At 41.0% G+C, this 15,368-nt stretch carries 15 protein-coding genes and 3 pseudogenes; 6 read left to right on the top strand and 12 right to left on the bottom strand.

Annotated features, from left to right (window positions below):
- Nucleotides 1-291: 291 nt before the first annotated feature.
- The 4 genes and pseudogenes from BUB66_RS09785 to BUB66_RS09795 all read left to right on the top strand — a co-directional run.
- Nucleotides 292-585, top strand: a pseudogene (locus BUB66_RS09785) (hypothetical protein); the annotation flags it as partial.
- 106 nt (nt 586-691) lie between these two features.
- The gene (locus BUB66_RS12170) at nt 692-841 is read left to right on the top strand and encodes a hypothetical protein (RefSeq protein WP_159431523.1); all 150 of its coding nucleotides are present in this window, start codon (nt 692-694) and stop codon (nt 839-841) included.
- A gap of 40 nt (nt 842-881) precedes the next feature.
- A complete protein-coding gene (locus BUB66_RS09790; RefSeq protein WP_143156268.1) occupies nt 882-1,106 on the top strand; it encodes a hypothetical protein in 225 nt (74 codons plus the stop codon).
- A gap of 73 nt (nt 1,107-1,179) precedes the next feature.
- Nucleotides 1,180-2,526: pseudogene (locus BUB66_RS09795) on the top strand (glycosyltransferase family 2 protein).
- Between the two features lie 233 nt (nt 2,527-2,759).
- Here BUB66_RS09795 and lpdD read toward each other — a convergent pair.
- From lpdD to BUB66_RS09855, 12 genes are all read right to left on the bottom strand, one after another.
- Nucleotides 2,760-3,149, bottom strand: a complete 390-nt coding sequence (gene lpdD, locus BUB66_RS09800) for a prenylated flavin chaperone LpdD (RefSeq protein WP_073258031.1) — start codon at nt 3,147-3,149, stop codon at nt 2,760-2,762.
- A gap of 4 nt (nt 3,150-3,153) precedes the next feature.
- Complete coding sequence (locus BUB66_RS09805) at nt 3,154-3,384, bottom strand: non-oxidative hydroxyarylic acid decarboxylases subunit D (protein WP_073258033.1); 231 nt, start codon at nt 3,382-3,384, stop codon at nt 3,154-3,156.
- A 4-nt stretch (nt 3,385-3,388) separates the two neighbouring features.
- Complete coding sequence (locus tag BUB66_RS09810; RefSeq protein WP_073258035.1) at nt 3,389-4,816, bottom strand: non-oxidative hydroxyarylic acid decarboxylases subunit C; 1,428 nt, start codon at nt 4,814-4,816, stop codon at nt 3,389-3,391.
- An 11-nt stretch (nt 4,817-4,827) separates the two neighbouring features.
- Nucleotides 4,828-6,936, bottom strand: a complete 2,109-nt coding sequence (locus tag BUB66_RS09815; protein WP_188092896.1) for an acetate--CoA ligase family protein — start codon at nt 6,934-6,936, stop codon at nt 4,828-4,830.
- 14 nt (nt 6,937-6,950) lie between these two features.
- A complete protein-coding gene (locus tag BUB66_RS09820) occupies nt 6,951-7,823 on the bottom strand; it encodes a thiamine pyrophosphate-dependent enzyme (protein ID WP_073258039.1) in 873 nt (290 codons plus the stop codon).
- Nucleotides 7,816-9,036 (bottom strand): transketolase C-terminal domain-containing protein, encoded by a 1,221-nt coding sequence (locus BUB66_RS09825; RefSeq protein WP_073258041.1) that lies wholly within the window; start codon nt 9,034-9,036, stop codon nt 7,816-7,818. The genes BUB66_RS09820 and BUB66_RS09825 overlap by 8 nt, the downstream gene beginning before the upstream one ends.
- Entirely contained in the window at nt 9,037-9,357 is a 321-nt protein-coding gene (locus tag BUB66_RS09830) for a 4Fe-4S binding protein (protein WP_073258043.1), read from the bottom strand. It abuts the gene before it with no gap.
- Nucleotides 9,308-9,859 (bottom strand): 2-oxoacid:acceptor oxidoreductase family protein, encoded by a 552-nt coding sequence (locus BUB66_RS09835; protein WP_073258045.1) that lies wholly within the window; start codon nt 9,857-9,859, stop codon nt 9,308-9,310. The genes BUB66_RS09830 and BUB66_RS09835 overlap by 50 nt, the downstream gene beginning before the upstream one ends.
- 108 nt (nt 9,860-9,967) lie before the next feature.
- On the bottom strand, nt 9,968-10,906 hold the full coding sequence (locus tag BUB66_RS09840) for a ketopantoate reductase family protein (protein ID WP_073258047.1): 939 nt from the start codon (nt 10,904-10,906) through the stop codon (nt 9,968-9,970).
- Nucleotides 10,907-10,932: 26 nt separating this feature from the next.
- A complete protein-coding gene (locus BUB66_RS09845; protein WP_073258049.1) occupies nt 10,933-12,195 on the bottom strand; it encodes a TRAP transporter large permease in 1,263 nt (420 codons plus the stop codon).
- The gene (locus BUB66_RS09850; RefSeq protein ID WP_073258051.1) at nt 12,192-12,668 is read right to left on the bottom strand and encodes a TRAP transporter small permease; all 477 of its coding nucleotides are present in this window, start codon (nt 12,666-12,668) and stop codon (nt 12,192-12,194) included. Before BUB66_RS09850 ends, BUB66_RS09845 begins: the two co-directional genes overlap by 4 nt.
- A 93-nt stretch (nt 12,669-12,761) precedes the next feature.
- A complete protein-coding gene (locus tag BUB66_RS09855) occupies nt 12,762-13,805 on the bottom strand; it encodes a TRAP transporter substrate-binding protein (protein ID WP_073258053.1) in 1,044 nt (347 codons plus the stop codon).
- A 358-nt stretch (nt 13,806-14,163) separates the two neighbouring features.
- Here BUB66_RS09855 and BUB66_RS09860 point away from each other — a divergent pair, with 358 nt between their 5' ends.
- Nucleotides 14,164-15,072: a LysR family transcriptional regulator gene (locus tag BUB66_RS09860; protein ID WP_073258056.1), complete on the top strand. Its 909-nt coding sequence runs from the start codon at nt 14,164-14,166 to the stop codon at nt 15,070-15,072.
- Nucleotides 15,073-15,078: 6 nt separating this feature from the next.
- A pseudogene (locus BUB66_RS09865) lies at nt 15,079-15,368 on the top strand (4-hydroxythreonine-4-phosphate dehydrogenase PdxA); the annotation flags it as partial.

Raw genomic sequence — 15,368 nt, forward strand, 5'->3', positions numbered from 1 at the left:
TGGATGAGGCGTTCCATTATGGTGAGGATTCCTAATAATCTCTTGCCTCCCACGGGTTTCGGAATTTCGACCCAGCACACGGGCTTAGGCTTGTAGATCCTCGCAAGGAGTCGTCCCCAGATACGCGGCCATTCGGCACTAATTTGGTCCCGAAGCCGTTCGATCGGATGTCGTCTATGCCTGGCACACAAGAAGGGGAAAAGCCCGCATATCATAAAGAATTACATAGCAAACCTCTCTCCACTTCAAAATTGGTTAGAGGAATCTACTGGGTGACAATTAACTCCAGATAAAATAACCAAAATAGAAGTCAAAAGTTACAGTGCATATCAGATGAATGTAAAGCAGTTAAAACAGTCCTCTGTAAAAAGAAAGCTCTTGGCCATAAGTAAATTCCTCGACTGGGCCGTTAAGCAGGATATAATATCCAGGAACCCGGCCAAAGAAGTAGAAGCACCGGCATCAGTTATGTTGCCTCCGAGAATTTTGTCAGAAAAGGATTTTTTTCGTTTACGTAGAACTTTTTATAAAGGAAACAACGAAATAGACATAGCGATATTTGAAGTGCTCGCAAACACGGTATAAGAGTATTGGAACTGTGTTCGCTGAAAGCTTTCGGTCGTCCTAATTTCCGAACGAAAGGGTAAACTCATCGTGAGGTGCGGCAACGGCAAAGTATCTCAAAGTGCAATTGAACAGTAATGCGAGAAAAGCCCTCAATGAATACCTCAAATCAAGAATGGATGAAAATGACGAACGTTTATCCCTCGGCGAAAGAAGACCACTGACACCCTTGGGTGTCTTCAGGATAAAAAAAGTATGGCCGGGGATGCCGGAGTAGAAGTATCTCCGCACCAGTGAGGCACATTTTTGCAAGGTGATTGCTGAATTCAGGAACCAACATCATGACAGTCCAGCAGATCCTCTTTATTTCGAAATCGGCAAAGGATGAGCATCTGGCGGAGCAGTTGGAAGACATTCTTCTGGCTAGTGTCGAGGCAAGCGGCGGCGCAAGGAATATCTCAGGATTTTATGGGATATCCGATGAACTGGCGAATCTACTTCGGAATTGGCTTGCCGAAGAGAAAATTGTATTGGATTGCTAACTTTTATTTCCACATACTCTATTTTAAGACTGATGCAACAATACTTCATTCTACCCCTGAAGGAGATAAGTCCATGGAAACAAGACTAAATACCGAAACAAAATTACCTCCCAGCTATAAAACTGTATATATCCCCGTTATTTACAAATTTTTTATCGCACAGTCAATTGCATTTACCTGGATGATATTTTCAATTAGAATATCTATACCCTGACTGAAAGATTTAAGCAGTGTTGTTGGGCTACCTTTGGCTGTATTTATAATAGCTTTTATAGCGTATATTCCTGGATATCTCGTAGCTTTTGTTGCAGTCAGCCTGCTTTTGGATAGACAGCCTCCATTCAAGGAGAAGAACCCTGATTTGCATGTGACAATTCTAATAGCAGCAAGGAATGAAGCAGCGAAAATTAGAAATACTCTGAAATATATAGCAAATCAGGATTACAATGGGAAAATCGACGTAATTATCGTAGATAATAATTCTACTGACGGAACGTTAGAGGCTGCCCAAAAAGCAGCAATTGAGTACGGATTAAACTGTACATTCCTGTTCGAGCCTAAAGCTGGGAAAAGCTATGCTCTGAATACTGGCCTAAAAGCTATAAAAACTGAATATTTTATGACTTTGGATGCTGATACACTACTACATAAAAAAGCTGTGAATAATATAGTGGCAAGAATATTAAGTTCGCCTCCAGATGTCTGCGCTGTAGCAGGACACGTACTTGCGAGAAATAGCAGAGACAACATACTGACTAGGACACAGGAATGGGACTACTTTTTGGGTATAGCTTCTCTGAAAAGAATGCAAGGGCTATATCAGGGAACTCTTGTTGCACAAGGGGCCTTTAGTCTATACAAGACAGATGTGGTAAGAGAAATAGGCGGTTGGGATGATGTGATAGGTGAGGACATTGTGTTGACATGGAAATTTTTTGAAAAAGGATATAGGGTCTTCTTTGAACCCTTAGCTATAGCTTTTACAGAAGTTCCAAATAGATTTAAACACTTTGCGAGGCAAAGGAGTCGATGGGCAAGGGGGATGTTTGAAGGTTTAAAAAAAGCGGGGCCGTGGAAACAGGAGAGGTTTTTGGCCATCTTTTTGCTGGGAATAGATATTTTGATACCATTAATAGATCTAGCGTTCACTATATTTTGGATACCAGGACTTGTATTGGCGTTCTTTGGGAAATATTACATTGTAGGTCCATATACACTGTTAGTTTTACCTTTGAATGTATTAGTGACTGTAATTATGTATTCTTTTCAAAAAAATATTTTCGATTCACTAGGACTGCGAGTTCGCCGAAATAGAATTGGGTATACATTTTATTTGCTTTTTTGTCAGATTATTCATTCACCTATATCCGTTTTGGGTTATATTCAAGAAATTTTTAAATTGGAGAGAGTATGGAAATGAATTTATAAGAAGCTTTTAAAAAGGGAACCAGTAATGGCCGATAGCCTCTAAGTAGAATTTACGTCATCAGGCTACCGAGTCTTTCCAATGTCTGCAAAAGCTTATTCATCCCTTTATGGTTATTGTCTAGATGCATCCCAAGAACTATATCACCGGAGTTGTTTACGATATCTTAATTAATATATAAAAAAGCCCCGGGTTTTTATCAGAATTTCCCGAGGCTTAATTTATGTCTAACTGTAACTCAATTTCTCTGCAATTTTTTTGTTTAATTCCTCTGCCAACATTTTTATCTTTTCTATATCTTCCTGGGCTGCGTTTTCAATGTGAACACCAGCACTCACCACAACAGTTTGATTCGTCTTTTTGCAAAGGTCCTCGGCTACAGGCACTGCTATATAATCATCTTTATGCCCCAAGAGATTAAAAACTGATGTCGTACAACTTATATTGCCATCTCCTTTCAAACTCAACCTTGGTTGGCTAATGGCAACTGTACCTATATGTGGTTTTTCGCCACCACCTATATATACATTTATTCCGCAGCCACTAACAGTAACTACAGCATATATTGTGTATTTGTCTTGTCCTACTTTTATGAAAAAGGTATTATTTGCACTCACATTTTTATCCCCCTGATTTTAATGGTGGAATCGGAGGAATGCAAAGCATTTTTTCAAAAGATTCTTCCGTCAGCTTAAATCTAGGATCAAACTTTTCGGGATCTGTTATTTCCTCGTCCTCAGTAGAACGCCATGTATAAAAACATTTTTCGCATATAAATACAGACCATTCCTCACCGACAGGAGAATCAACCACCTTATAGGCTGAATCCCGGTCACACCTAGGACAAATCAATCTTTTACCCCCTTCCTTTAATCTTGTTCTGAAGCTCCCTCAAGACCTTTTCCCACCAGTCCGTCTTTGGAGGAGCTTCAATCAATTCCACTTCTCTACTTACCACATCGGGTGGGACGGGTGTTGTGGCATCAATAATTAGCTTGGTATGCATTCCCGGAGGTTCTGATGAAGGATCTAATGGCATGCCTGGTGCTGCAGGAATAAGTACCACGTCTTTGTCAGGTCTTACTCGAGTAGTGAGAGCCCACATAACTTGTTCTAAGTTAAATGGATCGACGAAATCGTCGACAACTATAATAATTTTCGAATAAGGCATACCATGTGGGGTAGACAGCAGACGCATAGCGACAGCCTTGCCGTATCCGCCAAATCTGCAGCCTGTCGAAATTATAACCCCTATGCCATGGGTGTACATAGCGTTTACTGCCACTACTTCAGGCATGGAAGCTTTTATCTGTTTATACAAAGGAATGCTCGTATTAAACGCTTGTAAATAGTCAATTTCGGTCCACGGGAGCCCAAGATATAGATTTTCGAATATCGGATCAACCCTGTGGGTTACGGTATGTATTTTTATTTCCGCGTGCAACCTCACTCCCGAATAGCTGCCGGGAAATTCTCCAAATGGCCCTTCAGGGGTCCTCCGCCTTGGAAGAATTTCCCCTTCTAAAATATATTCCGAACCGGCCGGAACGTCCAAATTAGACGTCTCGGCCTTCACCACTTCGAAGGGTTCACCGCGCAGGGCTCCGGCTAACTCATATTCTGATTCCTCGTAGCCCAAAGGTGTACTCGCGACAAAACTCAAGACCGGGTCGTTGCCTATTGCAATGGCAACAGGTAACGGCTGATTGCGCTCTTCCGCCTTGCGCAAATGTATGCTTATATCGTGGAATGGTAATGCTTGGATGCCCAGGAGATCTTTTCCCTTAACCTGCAACCTATATATCCCCACGTTTTGTTTTTTAAAATTATCCGGATCTTCCGGGTCCCTACTTATTACGGATGCTTTTGATAGATAAAATCCGCCGTCATGTCTGTTAATACGAAATAGAGGAAGTAACTCAAAAAGATTAATATCTTTTGTTATTTTAACTTCTTTTACCGGAGCGTTACTCACATACCGAACGGGAACCGGGAAATTATCCCACCTACGGCTCAACTCCAAAAATTGTTCTTTTATAGGTGTATCCTTTGGCATATCGAACATTAATGCATGGTTTGCCCAGGAACCGTGGACGTTAAGTACAACTTTTTGGCTATATCCCCTGACTTTTTCTACCAAAACTGCGGGCCCATTTTCCATATTGGACGCTGCCCTGCCTATCGCTCCCAGATCGGGTTCAGGCATTACTGGCTCTTTAATCCTTATTAGCTGGCCTTCTTCCTCCAGCTTATTTAGAAACTCTCTTAAATCGGCATAAGGCATTAATTTTCACCTCAATTTTCCGTAATTATGCGGACATCGAGGACAGCCAGGCCACGCTCGAATACGGCCACAGGATTGAGATCCATTTCTTTAATTTCCGGATTAGATACAGCAATTTCCCCAATCTTTACAAGCAAGTCAGCTAACGCATCAATGTCTTTATCTTGGCTGCCTCTCGCGCCGCGCAAGATAGTGTAAGCCTTTGTTTCAGCAATCATCTTCAATGCTTCATCGCGATCAAATGGCGCAACTCGGAAGCTCACATCCTTGAATACCTCTACGAATACACCACCAAGGCCAAACATAACCACGGGTCCAAATTGCGGATCTCGCAGCATTCCCACTATAACTTCCGTACCGCCTTTCATGAATGGAGTAACGATTACTCCTTTTATTTCAGCATCGGGGGCTTTTCGTTTAACCGTAGAAATTATCTCAGCGTAAGCTTGCCTTACTTCTTCAGGAGAATAAAGATTAAGTTTAACTCCACCATAATCGCTTTTATGGATAATTTGGGGTGAAACGACCTTTAGAACAACGGGATAACCTATAGCATCCGCACCTGCAACGGCATCTTCCTCGGTTTTGGCAAAATAGAACGGCTGCATCCTTATTCCGAAATCTTCTAAGACTTGAACGGCTTCCGGTTCTAGTAAATTCCTTCCTTCTCTAGCAGCTTCCTTTACTATATTGTGGCTAAATATTTTATCCGGCACTAATGTCAGCACTTTGCTTCCTTTATAATTTAATCTCGAAGCAGCTTTAATTAGATTAATCATCGCTCTGGCTGCCCTATCGGGAGTATCGAAGGTTGGTATGCCGCTTTCTTCTAAATACTTTCGCGCATCTTCCATAACCTGACCGGTCATGAAACATACCATTACGGGTTTTTCATGATTCCGTGCAACTTCTACTATGGCCTTAGCTACGTTTTCGGCAGGCAAAAAAGTCGGAGGTAGGCCGATCAAAATAACCGCATCTACATTCGGATCTTTAAGCAGCAATCTAAGCGACTCCGCAAATTCCTTTTCCATAGCAGCAGCGGTCATATCAACATAACCATTGGGTTTGCAGATCATGGCCATGGGCGGCAGAACTTTAGCCAGCGCTTCTTGAGTTTCTTGAGTCACCGGGGCAAGTTGTACAGCCGGGTCACTTCCTAATTCATCCATAGCAATTATACCTAAACCCCCTGCTTCGGTAAGCACACTTATGCGATTTCCTTTTGGATAGGGAGCCAGTACCAAGGCCTTTGCGCTATCAACCAATTCTTCAATGGTATTAACCCTTATTATCCCGCTTTGAGCAAAAGCCGCACTATAAATTCTATCCGAACCGGCTAGAGTTCCCGTATGCGATAATGTAGCCGAAGATCCGACTTCCGTACGACCTACCTTAAGCACCAGCAACGGCTTTTGCCTTGTTATGCGGTCGGCCAACTTCATCAATTCCCTGCCGTCACGAACTCCTTCCATATATCCGGCTATTACTTTTACCGATGGGTCACTTGCATAATACTCTAGAACCTCCAGATTCGTTACGTCACACATATTCCCAACATGGACCCATTTACTAAAACCTAAGGGTTGTGGTTGTGATGAAGCGAAAAGCAAAAGTGAACCTCCCGTTGCGCCGCTCTGAGTAAAATATCCTATACTTCCCGGTATCATTTTGAGGCCGGGCGCAAAACTGGTACTTATGCGGTTGCCGGTATTTATGATCCCATTGCAATTAGGCCCTACTATCCGTATGCCTGCAGCCTTAGCTATTTCAACAACCTGTTTTTCTAACTCGATTCTTTCCGGGATACCCGTTTCGGCGAAGCCAGCCGATACTATAATTGCAGCCTTTACATCGCCCCTTTCGGCCGCTTGCTTCATGACATCCGGCACGCCCGGCGCTGGAATAGATATAACTACCATTTCGACCCTATCGGGTATGTCTTTTAGACTTTTATAACATTTTAAACCAAAAACTTCATTTTCGCTAGTATTTACCGCAAAAATTTTTCCTTGAAATTTTTCCTCCACCAGAGTCTTTAAAATCTGATGACCTGCCTTGCCCGGATTATTGGAGGCACCCACTATGGCCACGGATTTTGGCCAAAATAAATGTTCCAAAGAATTAACCCCCATCACGTCTTCATCCTTTCTAATAGTTCCTGATAATCTTTATTTACGTTCTGTTGTATTAAATCAATCTCTTCTTGTGTAAGGTGTGCAAAACGGCGTTGCATGGATAAATACTCGGAGACGGGGCGCGGTTTATCCACCTTTACCGTTATTTCAACACGGCCATCTACAATTTCCACTAATGGCCAGCTTCTGGTCTGAACTGCTAACCTGGCCAATTCTATTGTCCTTGACGGATCGAAGCCCCATCCCGTAGGACACGGCGTCTGCAGGTGGATATAAGCCGGACCTTTAGCTTCTTTAGCTTTAGCTATCTTTTTGCGCAAATCGTCTATATATCCAACGGATGCGCTTGCTACGTAAGGTATGCGGTGTGCAGCAGCTATCTTTAACATATCCTTGCGCCAAACCGGCTTTTTGCCGGGAGTTGTAGTAGTCCATGCCATTAAAGGCGTGGAACCACTAGCCTGAATTCCAGTATTCATATATGCTTCATTATCATAGCAAACATAAAGTATTCTATCTCCTCTTTCGAAAACTCCAGAAAGCGCCTGTAAGCCTATATCTACCGTAGCTCCATCTCCTGCAAGGGCAAGTACAGTTACGTCTTCAATCCCCTTCATTTCTAACCCGGCTCGAATTCCGGCAGCTATAGCAGCCGTATTTTCCAAATTACCTTGAATTCCCGCAATTTTTACCGCGGTTTCCTTGCCGAATCCGGAAAATAGAGCAGCACATCCTGGCGGAATAACTATTATAGTTCTCGGCCCTAAAACCGAGAGAATGTGCCGCACCGCAAGTTCCAAACCGCAACCATGGCATGTACTTATACCGTGGGAAACAAGACCCTTTGCCTGGGTCATCATTTCATACATTTACTTTCACCTCCCGAATTTTCATGGCATCTTCGCGAACGTCAATCCACTTGCTTCCTCGGTGCATTTCAATTTTGCCTTCCTTTATGTCTATTAAGTTACGGAAAGCCTTTTCTATTACGTGGGGAGCAAGGTCCCTCCCTCCAAGACCTCCTACATATCCTGCAACTTTAGGCATTACTTTAATGCCGCTCAAAGCCCTGCTCACCTCAATCCATACCGGTCCACCCTCCGCTCCCAATCCGGCAGACCTATCCATTACTCCAAAGACCGGCACATGCTTTAAGGCATTTCTTATTTGCTCGGCAGGGAACGGGCGAAATACGACAATTTTTAGCACCCCAACTTTGTAACCTTTGGCGCGCAATTCATTTACTACATATTTTGCCGTCCCGGACATGGAGCCGAGGGTTACCAAAACCACATCTGCATCGTCGCACTTATAAGTTTCTATGAAGGAATAACGCCTTCCAAAAAGTCTGAAAAACTCTTCCTGAACTTCTGTAATGACTTTGAAAGCTTCTTCGAAGGCTACTTTATGCTGGTACCTCATCTCGGTATAATCGCTCGGAGGGGTCAAATCGTTGACAAACATAGGATCATCAGGATCTAGATAAAGATTAGCCGGATTGTAAGGTGGTAAGAAAGAATCCACGGTTTCCTGTTCAGGAACAAGCACCACAGCAGGCGTATGAGAAACGAAAAAGCCATCCATGCATACCATTGCCGGTAGCAAAACTCGAGGATCTTCCGCCACCCTATACGCTATCAGAAGGTAGTCCAACACTTCCTGAGGATCTTCCGCATAAAACTGAAGCCATCCGGAATCTCTTTCTGCCATGGAGTCTTGATGGTCGCACCATAAACTCCATGGACTTGCTAAGGAACGATTAACCACCGCCATTACTATCGGCAATCTACATCCCGATGCGACTCCCAGGACTTCGTGCATCAGAGCCAGCCCCACGGAAGAAGTGGCCGTACATGCTCGGACGCCGGTTAACTGCGCTCCAATTGCTACAGACATCGCGGTATGTTCCGATTCTACCCGCACGTATTTAGCTTTTAAACTTCCTTCAGCAACAAAGTCGGCCAATTTTTCTGCAATCGGGCTCTGGGGAGTAATCGGATATGCTGAAATTACCTGAACTCGGGCCAAGCGCATTGCCTCAGCAGCCGCAGCATTTCCATCTAAAAGTTTCCTCGTAGCCATTTACTTAACACCCCTTTCCGGAACCATTTCTATGCATTTTCGCGGGCACACGTTGGCGCAAATACCGCACCCTTTGCAATATTCAAAATCTATAATTACCTCTTTTTCCCTATTCCCCCTATCCACTTCAATAACATCCAGCGGACAATGTTTGGCGCACGTCCCGCATCTTGTGCATTTTTCTTGCTGAATTACCGGACGCAATATCCTCCAAGAGCCAGTTTTGGTGCTTGCAAATATCGTAGCAACCGGACCGTATAAATACTTCACCTTAGGAAAACTTTCTGACGGCCTCATAGCATCTTTTTGCTGCTTCAACATTTCTCTCACCAGCCTTTCCTTTAAAAGTTTCTTCGAGTGCTGCACACACCGCGTCTATACTAACAACGCCGGTCGCGGCGAAAGCACCTAACATCGCAGAATTCGGTATATCTATACCCAGAACTTCAAGTGCAATTTTTGTAGCATCTACATAATACACTGAGCCAAACTTATTTATAAAAGGCAATTCCGGATTCAGTTGGTTGGCATTTACCACAAAACACGTATTGGCATGTGCACCTTCAGTAACATCCACACCCTTTTCCAATACAGCAAGGTCAAATACCATTACATAATCAGGTTTGTATACAAAGGATTTGACCAATATCGGTTCTTCCCCTAAAATTACATCGGCGTAAACGGGCGCACCCCTACGTTCATGACCGTAAGCAGGCACCGTTTGAGCGTATTTGTTCTCATAGATTGCCACTGCGGTTGCTAACAACTTTCCAGCAGTGACTACGCCCTGCCCTCCCAAACCGTAAAGTTTTAACTGTATCATCTTTTGCCCTCCTTTGTTCCGTATAGTTGAATCTAGATTTTTATTTCTTAAGAAAACTTTTTTTCTTTCACAATTAAGATTTGCAAACATTCTTATTACTGCAAAATGTTACCATAAATTTCTGATCCTCTCATCATAAGTTTGTTCCTGAATCTTCACAAGGTAATATAAAGTTTCGACGGTTGGAACCGCCATCCCTAATCTTTTTGCATCATTGACCACCGCACCGTTAAGACTATCAATTTCGGTTGGTCGTTTCGCCAGTACATCTTGAAGCATAGAACCCAAATGATGCTTATGATTCACAATAGCATTTTCTACAGAATCCATTATCTCATCTACCGTAATATCGATCCCTTTTTTATTAGCTACGGATACCACTTCTTCTATTGCTTTTCTAACTAACAACCTACCCTCGTTTGTGCTTCCAATTCCCCCATTAGTAAGATAAGTAACACATCCTATTGAATTTAAAGCTACATTAAACGCCAGTTTTTTCCATATATCTTTGTATATTGTCAGAGAGATTTCACAGGGCAATCCCGACGAATTAAATATACTGTATATTGTATCTAACATATAATTCATTTTTCCATCCGCCGACATTATCTTTGTTATACCACTTCCAAACGACCTTACATGACCCGGAGCAATGAATTCACTGGGATGAGTGGTAATACCAACGATTATCTTTGATAAATCGAAGAACTCGTTAATTTTTTCTACATTCCCCAATCCATTTTGTAAGGTTAGCACATACGTATCACCATTTATCAAATGCCTTATTGATTCTAAAGCGGACTTCGTATGATAAGTCTTCGTAAACAATATAATAAGATCGGCTTTCCGTTCGATCTCGGAGGCGAACCTTGCCGGAATATTTATCAGATAACTTCCTCCATCGGTTTCCAATAGCAGCCCCCTTTGGTTGATCGCATCAATGTGGTCTTTCGAAACATCAATTAAAGTAACGTCGCAACCGTTTAATTTTAACCTTCCTCCATAAAAACTTCCCATAGCTCCCGCGCCAACTATGTAAATCTTCATTATCGATCCTCCTAAGAAGATATTTTTTACAACATAAACATTACCGATTGAGGTATATAAGTTATTATCAGCAAAGCAACTACCATTGCTACAAAGAAAGGCAAAATCTTTGCGGAAATCCTGTGGATGCTTGTACCCGCTACGCTAGATGTTGTATACAAGACCACTCCAAATGGTGGCGTCATCAAGCCAATTGCCAAGTTCACGGTCATTACTATACCGAAATGGACGGGATTGATCCCAAATTTCGTTATAACAGGCCATAATAAAGGCACTGTAATAACCTGTATGGCACCGCTTTCCAGAAAACATCCCGCGATCAACAAAATTACGTTTATAATTAACAAAAGCACGATTGGACTGTTTGAAAGGGATAAAAAGCTCTCCATAATTTGTTGGGGAATTCGTTCGATGGTAAGCACCCAAGCAAAAAGGGAAGCATTGGAGATAATGAACAAAATCCGCGCGGACGTTTTAGCCGACGTAATGAAGACTTTTAAAATATCGTTCCAAGACATTTCTTTGTAAATATATCTGCCAACAATAATCGCATACGCTACCGCAACTGCAGCGGATTCTGTGGGTGTAAAAACTCCGCCGAAAACACCACCGATAAGGATTAACGGGGTTCCTAAAGCCCAAACTGCATCCTTAAAGGCATTCCATATATTTTTTAAATCAAAAGGAATTTCTTCTCCTTTATAATTTCTTTTACTCGACATCCAGACAGAAACTATAATTAGAAAAATCCCGGTAATAATACCTGCAGGTATTCCAGCCTTGTATAAATCAGCTATAGATGTACCAGAAAGAACCCCTATAATCACGAAGGAAATGCTCGGCGGTATAATGACTCCAATCGGTGCAGCCGATGCCACCACGGCGGAAGCAAAATCGATATCGTATCCTCTTTTTACCATAGCAGGTATCATGATGCTTCCTAAAGCAGCAGCCGTAGCAACTCCACTTCCAGATATTGCCGCAAAAAACATACACCCTAAAATCGTAACAACAGCAAGACCACCCGTCGCATTTCCTATAACGGAATTAGCCAAGCGTACCAACCTTTTTGCTAATCCCCCCATATTCATAAGGTCACCGGCCAGGACGAAAAACGGTATAGCTAAAATAGCCGTCATGTCAATACCTGCAAATAACCGTTGTATAATTATTAAAGGTTTTATTCCCGAAGCAAGAATATATATTACCGAAGACAAACCAACGGTAACTGCAATCGGAAAACCTAAAAAAAGGAATAGAACCGCGGAAACTAAAAATACTGTTATCATTTTTCTCCCCCCTTGATGATTTCATGTATTTTTACCATCAAATGAATTATCATGAAAATTGCGCTCAGGGGGATCACTGAATAGATAACACTCATCGGAAGGCCCATAGCAGGAGATTTTTGCGTCTGGGCAACTCTCATAGCGAGAATAGCTAACCACGTTACTATTAAATAGAATATAGTTGTGAAGATATACTGAATAAAATGAAGCAATCTTTTTGTTTTAGGGAAAACATCTTCAATTAGCGTCATACAAATCTGCGAACCTTCTTTAGTGAGTATTGTTGCCCCAATATACGTCATGCTTATCATTAAATACCTCACCAATTCTTCTGCCCATGGCAGCCCAGTTCGAAAGAAATACCTCAATACTACTTGACCAAAATAAACCAAAAACATAACTACAAAAAATAAAGTGGTTAAAAAGCGAAATACTTTATCAGATACAGCGCTAATCCAATATAAAATGTTCATTTGAACATCTCCCTCGTTATATACTCATAAGTTAATTCTTTTCTAAATAGGTTGGCAGAAATAAAACTTTCTGCCAACCTATTTTATGAAATCTTACTCTAGCTCTTTTATAGCTTTAATATATTTATCACCGTTTTTGGCTATCCAGTCTTCAACTACCGGTCTCGTTACTTTTGCAAAAGCTTCCCGGTCTACATCATCGTTGATTATCATTCCTTTTTCCTGTAATTTCTTCATAAACTCGGCTTCCCTTTCTCTTTGTAGTTTTGTCTCGACCTCTTGTGCTGCCAAAGCCGCTTCCCTGAACAACTTTTGGTCTTCAGGCGGTATCTTGTCCCAAGTGACCTTACTTATGGTAACAACGCCCCAAGCGGCTATATGTTCGGTTAATGAAAAATATTTTTGCACTTCATAAAACCTTTCGTAGTAATTGACAGCAGGGGTATTTTCCTGGGCATCTATAGTCTTTTGTTGCAACGCAGTATAAACCTCTCCTGCAGCCATCGGAACTACTGTGCCTCCAAAAAGTTTAAATGTATTGACAAAGACAGGGCTTTCTATTACTCTAAGCTTTATATCTTTCAAATCTTCTGGCACCCTTATCGGATGTTTTGAGTTAGTTATGCTCCTAAAGCCTCTCGGCAGTACGCCAAGACATATTAAGCCGGCTTTTTCACCTTCTTTTAACAGTTCCTGTAATGCTTCAGATTTTGCGAATCTTTCTATATGTTCCCAGTCTTTGAAAATGTAAGGCATATCCAACACACCCATTTCCGGAACAAAGTTCACCATGACCGAACTTGTAACAACACCAGCATCAACATTTCCATATTGCATAGCTTCTATGATTTCTCTATCTCCACCCAGCTGCCTGGCTGGATATATTTGTATTATGTATCGGCCATTTGTTCTTTTTTCGACTTCCTCTTTAAATCTTTCAGCCATCAAATTGTATTCGTTTTCCAACGAACCGATATGGCCTAGCTTAAGAACCATCGGCTCCTTAGTTGTGGAATTTCCAGAAGAACTCGAATTGTTATCAGCTTGCCCTGTTGATTTGGTCCCTGAGCAAGCGGTTGTTAATAAAAGTAATATTATTAACAAAACGGAAAAATAAATTTTTCGTCTAATAAACATTTACTTTCCCTCCCCATTTTTTTCCGGCCCAATCTTTTGATTCCATAACTCTTTTCCTTTTTTGATTCTCATCTCTCCCTCCTCTAACCTCCAGATTTTAATTATATCTCTAATTTTTTAGATAATTTTTTCAACCAGTTTAATTTTAACACTTCTTTTTTTAATTTTCTAATATTTATTTTTGATAATATTAATAAGTAATTCTTATAAATCTATTACGCATTTTGTTAAAATTATGATAAAATCATATTAGAAACTCCAAACAGATAAAAGCAGCATTGCGTAAACCTTAAATTAACCTTAGATCAACTTTCTTATAGAAACTTTAAATATTAACACTTATTAGAGGTGATATATAATGGAAATACACCAATTAGAATATGTAGTTGCCGTAGAAACATATCGCAATTTTACACGAGCAGCAGAAGCGAAAAACATTTCTCAATCATCACTCTCACAGCAAATAAAAAAGCTCGAAGAAGAACTCGGTATAAATTTATTTGTAAGGACAACAAGATCTGTAGAACTAACTCCTGCTGGCGCCGAATTTATAGTACATGCAAAACGTATACTTTCAGAAATAAACAAAGCACGTCAAAGTGTACAAAAATTTTCCTCTTTTGAGCGTGGTACCCTTTCAATTGGAATAATGCCAGCAATAAGCTACTACAATCTCATTCCTATATTAACTAATTTTCAAAAAAAATTTCCGGGAGTTAAATTGAATTTACTCGAAAAGGAGTGTGAAGAATTAAATTGGTTACTGCATTCCGGGAAAATAGACGCAGCTATACTCAGCCTCAACAAACATGATTCGCAAACCCACTACTATACACTAAAAGAAGAAAAATTAGTTTCGCTAATTAACAAAAAGCATCCTCTCGCTTCGAAACTGTTCGTAGAGGTAAAAGATCTAGAAAATGAAAAATTGATTACACCTCCTATAAACTCCGGAAACTACCAAGATTTCTTAAAAGCGTGCTTGGCTAACGGTTTTACTCCTAATATACTTATGCATTGTTCCCAAATTGCTACTATTACAAATTTAATAAGAGACGAATTTGGAATAGGAATTCTTGCATCTTGCGTAGCAGAAAGCGTAAAAGACCCAAATATTGCTGTGGTCCCTATTATCCCCACAATAAACAGAAAAGTATATTTAGCTGTTCGAAAAGAGGACAAGATGTTACCTTTACTTAAAGTTTTCATTAAATTTGCTCATCAATGGATATATGTATCCTCATCTAACCTAAAACAAAAGGAGTGAAGTGTCTTGCAAAAAAGACCTCTAATAGCGATTACCGCCGGAGACCCTGCCGGCATCGGTCCCGAAATTGTGGTAAAAGCTTTGTCTAATAAAGAACTTTACGAAAAAGTCAGGCCGATTGTAATATGTTCAAAAAATATCATTGAGAAATCTCTAGAAATAACTAAGGTGAAGAAAAACATTTACCCCGTAGAAATAGAAGCACTTAACCGACTGGGCGAAAAAGACTTTTCTTTCGATAAAGTTTTCCTAATAGATTTGAAAAATGCAAGTAACGATATCCCCTTCGGTAAAAT

It is taken from the genome of Caldanaerovirga acetigignens (assembly GCF_900142995.1).
Lineage (GTDB): Bacteria > Bacillota > Thermosediminibacteria > Thermosediminibacterales > Thermosediminibacteraceae > Fervidicola > Fervidicola acetigignens.

Excerpts from the sequence above, each read along its gene's own strand:
- BUB66_RS09810 (WP_073258035.1), bottom strand. The coding sequence starts at position 4,816 with ATGCCTTATGCCGATTTAAGAGAGTTTCTAAATAAGCTGGAGGAAGAA.
- BUB66_RS09820 (WP_073258039.1), bottom strand. The coding sequence starts at position 7,823 with ATGTATGAAATGATGACCCAGGCAAAGGGTCTTGTTTCCCACGGTATA.
- BUB66_RS09825 (WP_073258041.1), bottom strand. The coding sequence starts at position 9,036 with ATGGCTACGAGGAAACTTTTAGATGGAAATGCTGCGGCTGCTGAGGCA.
- BUB66_RS09830 (WP_073258043.1), bottom strand. The coding sequence starts at position 9,357 with ATGTTGAAGCAGCAAAAAGATGCTATGAGGCCGTCAGAAAGTTTTCCT.
- BUB66_RS09835 (WP_073258045.1), bottom strand. The coding sequence starts at position 9,859 with ATGATACAGTTAAAACTTTACGGTTTGGGAGGGCAGGGCGTAGTCACT.
- BUB66_RS09840 (WP_073258047.1), bottom strand. The coding sequence starts at position 10,906 with ATGAAGATTTACATAGTTGGCGCGGGAGCTATGGGAAGTTTTTATGGA.
- BUB66_RS09845 (WP_073258049.1), bottom strand. The coding sequence starts at position 12,195 with ATGATAACAGTATTTTTAGTTTCCGCGGTTCTATTCCTTTTTTTAGGT.
- BUB66_RS09850 (WP_073258051.1), bottom strand. The coding sequence starts at position 12,668 with ATGAACATTTTATATTGGATTAGCGCTGTATCTGATAAAGTATTTCGC.
- BUB66_RS09855 (WP_073258053.1), bottom strand. The coding sequence starts at position 13,805 with ATGTTTATTAGACGAAAAATTTATTTTTCCGTTTTGTTAATAATATTA.
- BUB66_RS09860 (WP_073258056.1), top strand. The coding sequence starts at position 14,164 with ATGGAAATACACCAATTAGAATATGTAGTTGCCGTAGAAACATATCGC.